The sequence below is a fragment of the Acinetobacter sp. NIPH 1852 genome (assembly GCF_022549455.1).
GTDB lineage: Bacteria > Pseudomonadota > Gammaproteobacteria > Pseudomonadales > Moraxellaceae > Acinetobacter.
In genome coordinates this window covers 23,280-29,476 of sequence record NZ_JAKZGG010000027.1, presented here as the reverse complement: position 1 = coordinate 29,476, position 6,197 = coordinate 23,280, and the positions used below count along the sequence as shown (strand labels likewise).

5 protein-coding genes are annotated in these 6,197 nt (G+C 35.8%); all 5 read left to right on the top strand.

All coding sequences use genetic code 11. From position 1 onward, the window contains the following. Positions 1-166 precede the first annotated feature (166 nt). The 5 genes from MMO38_RS15795 to MMO38_RS15775 all read left to right on the top strand — a co-directional run bounded on the left by MMO38_RS15795 (position 167) and on the right by MMO38_RS15775 (position 6,135). Complete coding sequence (locus MMO38_RS15795; RefSeq protein ID WP_004669053.1) at positions 167-1,612, top strand: site-specific integrase; 1,446 nt, start codon at positions 167-169, stop codon at positions 1,610-1,612. Positions 1,613-1,656: 44 nt separating this feature from the next. Further along, complete coding sequence (locus MMO38_RS15790) at positions 1,657-3,141, top strand: hypothetical protein (protein WP_241324119.1); 1,485 nt, start codon at positions 1,657-1,659, stop codon at positions 3,139-3,141. A 132-nt stretch (positions 3,142-3,273) separates the two neighbouring features. Next, a complete protein-coding gene (locus tag MMO38_RS15785) occupies positions 3,274-3,507 on the top strand; it encodes an AlpA family phage regulatory protein (RefSeq protein WP_241324118.1) in 234 nt (77 codons plus the stop codon). A 319-nt stretch (positions 3,508-3,826) separates the two neighbouring features. Beyond that, positions 3,827-5,074, top strand: a complete 1,248-nt coding sequence (locus MMO38_RS15780) for an inovirus-type Gp2 protein (protein WP_241324117.1) — start codon at positions 3,827-3,829, stop codon at positions 5,072-5,074. Further along, positions 5,071-6,135 (top strand): hypothetical protein, encoded by a 1,065-nt coding sequence (locus MMO38_RS15775; RefSeq protein WP_241324116.1) that lies wholly within the window; start codon positions 5,071-5,073, stop codon positions 6,133-6,135. Before MMO38_RS15780 ends, MMO38_RS15775 begins: the two co-directional genes overlap by 4 nt. Positions 6,136-6,197 lie beyond the last annotated feature (62 nt).

The following is a 6,197-nucleotide window of genomic DNA, read 5'->3' as shown; positions in this document are numbered from 1 at the left end:
ATTTGGCGGAAGCGGTGTCCGTCTAACAGTAGTCCTAAGCAATCCAAGATAATATTATAAACATATATTTTTCAAATATTTATTATTTTTATTATCCTAAGCCGTCTTGCCTAATCCTACCATTTCCAGTATTTTATGAGGGGTAGGTTGTGGGGTAAGTTAGAACATGCCAAAGAAATCTAAAGAGCTATCTGCTCTCAGTGTAGCAAAAATTAAGAAGACTGGGCGACATTCTGTAGGGGGTGTTGATGGTCTTTGCTTGAATATAGAAGGCAATTCTCGTGTCTGGATTTTGCGTGCGGTAGTAGGTAAACGTCTGGATAAAAATGGAAAGTTAAAACCCCATCGCCGTGATATTGGTATTGGTCCCTACCCTGAAGTTTCTTTAGCTGAAGCCCGTGCTAAAGCAACAGAATTAAGAATACAAATTCGAAATGGCGTTGATCCAATTGCACATAAACAGGAACAACTTACAAAACTACATATCCAGAAACTACGTGACAAAACATTCATTGAGTGTGCAAAAGTTGTTATAGCAAATAAAACCCGTGAACTTAAAAATGAAAAGCATATTGGACAGTGGACATCTACATTAGAAACCTATATCTACCCAACTCTAGGTGATATTAGTATTAGTACAATTACTAAAGTCGATATTGCCGAAGTTCTTAGACCTATCTGGAATGAAAAGAACGAAACAGCTAAACGTATTCGTGGGCGGATAGAAACTATTTTTGATTATGCTAAGGCTATGGGATATTTTGAGGGTGACAACCCTGCCGAATGGAAAGGTAATCTTGAGCCTATACTGGGTAACTTGAAACAGGAATCACGCCCTCACCCATCTCTGCCTTATGAACAAGTCTCTGAATTTATTCAGCACCTAAGACAGAAAAAAGGGATTTCGCCTAAAGCTCTGGAATTTGCAATTTTAACTGCTTGTCGTTCTGGTGAAATTTTCGGAGCTAAATGGCAGGAAATTGATTTTAAGAATAAGGTTTGGATCATTCCCAAAGAGCGGATGAAAGCAGAAAAGGAACATCGTGTACCATTGTCTCAACAGGCAATTAATTTGCTTGAATCAATCCAAGATCATACTCAAGCACAAGATTTCATTTTCCCTGCCCCACGTACTGGTGAAATGCTTTCTGATATGTCCTTAACAACATTAATTAAACGGATGCACGAACAAAAGTTTAAAGAAAATCAATTAGGCTATATTGATCCTAAACAAAACAGAGTGATCACGACACATGGTTTCCGCTCTACTTTCCGGGACTGGTCAGCAGACAAAACAGATTACCCTAGAGAAGTTTGTGAGCACGTACTGGCACATAAGCTACCTGATGAAGTCGAAGCAGCTTATTTACGTGGGGCTTATCTAGAAAAACGTAAAGGATTAATGGCTGACTGGGCTGAGTTTTGTTGTAAATTACTATTAGTATTTATTGAAAAATCACACAATAAAATTGCCCGTTCAACTACAACTCCCCCTGTATATTTACAGAATATTTTATTCGTGTATATTGATGATATAGTTAATAATTACCCAAAACTCCGTACTGAAATAACGCATAAGTATGTACACTTTGGATCAGGGCATAAAGACTAAAATTTACAATAATGTTCAATCAAAATATTGAGTGTAAGGAAATAATGGACACCGTAGAAGAACGTTCTGAAAATCTCTCTTTTGATGACCAAATCAAAATTGTAAATGATTTGGAACAGTATATATTTGAAAAAATTTATTCTAGTTTAGAATTCCGCTCAAAGATACATAATCAAATAAAACTAGATCCTCTAAACTTAGTCAAACTCAAGTATACGATATTTGATAAAAGTTTACTTTGCCAATCTTTTTATCAAATTCAAGCTGCTACACCTTTAAATTTCTTCAAACTTATTCATGACAAAATTCTTAAAACAGCAATCTACATATTACATGATCAAGGTATGTTTAAAGAATCAGATGAAGATCGAGTAAAAAGGTTATGTAGGGATACTGTCAAAAAACCTATTTCTTGTCCAAAAGATAATGATGAAGTTCCTTGTGAGATTTGTAAAGATAAAGTGCTTTGTAAAAAAGGTGGTGATATAGCTGAGAAACTGGATTTTGAATATTTGCCTAAACATTATCATGAAATCATTTCAGACATAAAAAGCTATCGTTCCTCCATCGAAACTAAAAATCATACGCAAGCAAAAATTATTTATAAAAGCTTACTCCAGCAATACTCAAAACATCGTGATTGTTACGTAGTCGACTTATTACCTGAAAGCTTTCAAAACACGATCGATAAAATTCAACTCAGCTATCTTTCACAAGAACCTGATGAAATCAAAGAAAAAGCTTATCTCGACTTTGTTGAAGAATTTATCAAGAAATACGAATATGATCATGTGTTACTTTGGAATGCGTTAAATTTTTCAAGACAGGATCAGAATACGCTCAAGGAATTGTCTTTTCTTTCATTTCGATTCATTGGTCCATTAAAAAATAAGTTTGCTATACGCCAACACAATTCAAAGATCCAGTTCCTGAAACCCAAAAAAATAATACTGTTTGAACAGCTTATGGAGTATCTGGACAAAAAAGCGACAGCATATGTACGTGAGATTTTAATGCAAATGTATGATCGAAAAGAAAATATATATATAAAACAACAAGGAAATATTGACAAACTTTTACGAACTTACATTAAAAAATATCAGACAAAAATATTAAACAGAAAACAACAGGTTAAGATTATTGCTAAGATTAAAACTAAATTTACACCTCAAATAATACAAATATTAGAAGACAAACAGGATAAAAAACACCAACAGCTCAATTTTAAAATGCAACTGCAAAAGCACATTGTGCGAAATCTGACAAATTCGTCAACAGGAACTATAAGCAGTGAGCCTGTTTATGACCCGTACTTATTTACTCCTACTGCATCTATCCATGACACAGATACCCTAACTGAACTTAAAACAAAAGCCACTCGGAATAAATCTGCTAAAAAGCAGAAAGGTTTTCAGACTCAGGAGCATCCAACTACTCAGCCTAAAAGAAATTTTATTGGTGATACTAAAAGGATGCTCAAAAAGAATCATGAAATCTATCAATCGTTGAAAAACCTTTTAAATGATTAAGTTCATCATTTCACACTGAGAAATATATTGGCTCCACGCACTTCCTGCTCCAAATGCAATTACATTTATGTACCTTCTAATCATTGGTTCAACACCTTCCTGATTGACCCAACGCTATAGAAGGAAATCTAAATGTCTACTCTCCAAAATACAGTACAAATGCTGCGTCTACATGAGCTGATTAAACTGATCGGTTTATCTCGGTCATCCATTTATGACCGACTCAACCGACGGTCTAAACGCTACGACCCTAATTTTCCCCGCCCGTTGAAGCTTAACAATGCCTCACGGTGGCTACTCTCTGAAGTTGAAGCGTGGATTGAAAGTAAAATTTCAACACGTAATCAAGGGAATACTGAGAGCTAACGCTGTACTTGTAAATTCAAAACATAATGCAGCTGTGCAATGCATTCTGAAATTATAAGTATGGTTAGGCTATCATTTTAATTTTCAATGAATTACGGTCTTATATATTTACTATTACTCTATATCTATAAATCAAAGAATATTCTATCTATTTATAGATGATCAGTAGTTTTAAAGTATTCAGATACATCAATACTCATATGACCATATAGGTTGTTGGTGTATAGACGTACTGGTGTAGTAAATATGACTAAAACTCATCCTAAGTTAACTTAACCAACTTACATCCCATCATGGATACTGCGCTAAACAGTATCCATTGGATGCTTATACCCAGAATACTGATCACAGTTGCGCTTTTAACTTTAAATCGAGTTTAATTTATATGCGCATTATAAATGTAAATGCTGGTCGACATATGGGAACACATGACCAATGGCTCCAGCAATTTGAAACCGAACTGCAAATTACTCCAGTCAACGATGGTTATAAAACAACCTTTTTAGTAAATTCACAGGATAACATCCTAGCTCCTGCTATAGGGAAAGCTAAACTGGTCAAACAGTTCAAAAAACGTAACTTCCCTGAAGTCACAACTGAAACGAAAATACTATCGAATGGTCGCTATGGCTTTGCCGTCAAACACCCTGCTCAAATGAGTAATTTACCTTCTGATATTGCAGAACTTATAAACTATTCTACGCTTTCAGACATTATAAAGGGTCTTGATATTCAGGCATTTGATTATGCACTAAGCCAGATGTCAGAGGATGAATTAGATCTTCTACGTAATGGCACACCTCTATCTTCCAGTCTAAAGGAGAATTTGCTCCCGTACATTAATGCAATAAATAAGTTTATTGGATTAATTCGTGCCTTTTTTCGTCGCCCGAACATCAGACGCAAAGTTTACGATGAGCGGAAGAATCTGAAAAAAAATAAGTCTCGAATGATCGAAATGTTCAACTCTTTAATTGAACGGTATTCGCGTGTAGTCGTTGTTCGACTTGATTTATATCTCAAGCATAAAACTGAAACATTACTGCAAACCTGTTTCAAAGCTGAAGATTGTTTATCTAAAAATGATTTTGATGCATTTAAAAAGTGTGTTGAACAACTATTAGAAAACAAGCGGCATAATCCTGTGTTGAAACAAGCCATCGGTTATATTTTTCGTTTTGAATATACGCCAAGACGTGGATTCCATCTGCATACATTCTGGTTTTTCAATGGGAATAAAAATCAGGAAGACATTAGCCTCGCACAAGGTATTGAAAAGCTTTGGAAAAAAGTGACCAATGATCAAGGTTATGCCTACATCTGTAATATGCGGAAGCATACTTATGAAAACTGTTTTTTAGGCACGATTGAATACAACCAATCGCAGAAAAGAAAGTGGCTTGAAGATGGCTTTGATTATCTCTGTAAAACCAGCCAGTTATTCATTTTCAGCAACATGAAAAATGGACGACGTTTCCAGATTAGTCAGCCTTTAAAACCACAGACTCGTGGTCGTCCGAGAAAAAACCACCTAGAACTCAATGCCTTTGCGGGAGATGAAGCATGATTAGATTACAGCCTGACGAATCCTATGCATCTCTACTCAGTACTCACCATATCACTCAAGCGTATATCCAGCCTTTTATTGGCTATATACCCAATAATCGCCCTCCTGTTGGCTTGGATGATTATCTGAAGTTGTATCTCATGATTACTGAAAATAAGACTTTTAAGATTATCTCCAAACAACCAACTTACGACTATCTGGTGCCTCATGTTTATCTAACGCCCAAGGGTGTTAATTTACTCAAGATTATTCAGGATATTCCGACTAATCCTTTCCTGACAGGTAAATTTTCAGATGTGATCATCAGACCTGAAATAAAGCTGATGGTTGATTTACTGTACAAGCACAGACTCATTGACTTTCCACTTGGATTGTATCAACAGTTTGAAGCAGTTGTTGATGGGTTCTGTCAGGATCTAAAAGTGAGATCTAAAACACGAGATTTTATGAGCTTGAAAAATCACTGGGATTCTTCATTTGGCAATTCTAGAAAGGCTTATAATCGTTTTGAAGAAGCTGTCTTATGTAACAATTCAATGTTTCAGGTTCATTCATTGCTTGTTTCTGCTGAGTTTATGAATGTTGATGATTTTTCAATGGATCAGAAAACATTTAGTCCTGTGACTGTTGAGGATATGCTGCGTGCCACGTCAGGTAAAATTATCGAAGCAGTCTGGGCTAACAATGCTGAGAATCACACTCTAGGTATTTTGTCGAAGCAGGAAACGACTATTCGAGGTTTTAGGAGTATTCGGCTCATATTTTTTATAGCACGTGAAGATACCGACTTTACTCCTTTTGCGGAATCTCAGCTCTATACAGATGTTGAACCTTTTGTATTCCGAGAAGGTAAAACCAGTGTTGCGTGGAGTGATATTACCTGCATGAACTCAGGGGTAGAGCCTTTGGTTTATGGTATAGAATCCAATTTTTACGATACAAATCAGAACTACATTGGTATGCGTCTTACCACTTTAAAATACAGTTTGATTGGTCCTGAATACTGGGTTCGGTTTAAGTACACCAACACAACGTTTAAAGTCGAAAAAAGTTCATATTAATCAATCGAATTATATTTAAACACACCGCTGTAACCCCGAAAGTTTCGGCTTTCGGGTTATTT